The sequence below is a fragment of the Corallococcus llansteffanensis genome (assembly GCF_003612055.1).
GTDB classification, from domain to species: domain Bacteria; phylum Myxococcota; class Myxococcia; order Myxococcales; family Myxococcaceae; genus Corallococcus; species Corallococcus llansteffanensis.
This window is the reverse complement of record NZ_RAWB01001170.1, coordinates 1-479: the sequence shown is the minus strand read 5'-3', so window position 1 is coordinate 479 and position 479 is coordinate 1. Positions and strand designations below refer to the sequence as shown.

General features: G+C 56.8%; 1 protein-coding gene. It reads right to left on the bottom strand.

What is annotated here, in order from left to right:
- The coding region (locus D7V93_RS43960; RefSeq protein WP_279637005.1) for a citrate/2-methylcitrate synthase at window positions 1-479 on the bottom strand (479 nt) is incomplete at both ends.

The window sequence follows — 479 nt, the reverse complement described above, 5'->3', positions numbered from 1 at the left end:
CCGCAATGGCGGCAAACGGATTGGTGCCCGAGCTGCCGCACAGGCGCACGGTGGAGGTGGAGGCATTTTGCTCGTGGTCGGCGTGCAGGGTGAAAATGCGGTCCATGGCACGCTCAATTACCGGGTTGACCACGTATTTTTCACAAGGCGTAGCAAACATCATGTGCAAGAAGTTGCCAGCGTAACTGAGGTTGTTTTGCGGATACATGTAGGGCTGGCCCACGGTGTATTTGTAGGCCATGGCCACCAATGTGGGCATTTTGGCAATCAGACGGATAGCGGCAATCTCGCGGTGCTCGGGGTTGGTGATGTCGGTGCTGTCATGGTAGAAGGCCGAGAGTGCGCCAACCAAGCCCGTCATGATGGCCATCGGGTGCGCGTCGCGGCGGAAACCACGCAAGAAGAATTGCATCTGCTCGTTAACCATGGTGTGGTTGGTAACGCGGCTGGTGAAGTCTTTCTTTTGATCGGTGTTGGGC